At 43.7% G+C, this 535-nt stretch carries 1 tRNA gene and 1 rRNA gene; both read left to right on the forward strand.

From position 1 onward, the window contains the following. Positions 1-85, forward strand: a 16S ribosomal RNA gene (locus tag GCE9029_RS25470); the annotation flags it as partial. A 62-nt stretch (positions 86-147) separates the two neighbouring features. Further along, positions 148-223 (forward strand) — tRNA-Glu (locus GCE9029_RS25475). Positions 224-535: the final 312 nt, after the last annotated feature.

Below are 535 nucleotides of genomic sequence, written 5' to 3' on the forward strand. Positions count from 1 at the left end.
GGCGTTTACCACGGTGTGGTTCATGACTGGGGTGAAGTCGTAACAAGGTAGCCCTAGGGGAACCTGGGGCTGGATCACCTCCTTAACGATACTATTAATGCTAGTGTCCACACAGATTGCTACGGTCGAAATGTAAAGAAACGATGTGTCCCATTCGTCTAGAGGCCTAGGACACCGCCCTTTCACGGCGGTAACAGGGGTTCGACTCCCCTATGGGACGCCACTTATTAAACGCATTCATTGAGTGTGATTAGAAAGTGGTGCTTCGAAAGAACATCGCATTGCTCTTTAAAAATCTGGAAAGCTGACTAAACAAACTGATTCAGTTTGTTTGTAAAAGTTCTCAAATGTTGATTCTTAGGAATTAACACCAAACACATTCAAGTGTTCTTGGTTTCATCACTTTCGAGTGATGAACAATATTTGAGTCCGGCGAAATCGTTCAACGAATGTTGAACATTGTTCTTAGGAACAACCTTGGTTGTTTGAGCATACGAAACCTCTTGGGGTTGTATGGTTAAGTGACTAAGCGTAC

It is taken from the genome of Grimontia celer, from assembly GCF_900055185.1.
Taxonomy (GTDB): Bacteria; Pseudomonadota; Gammaproteobacteria; order Enterobacterales; family Vibrionaceae; genus Enterovibrio; species Enterovibrio celer.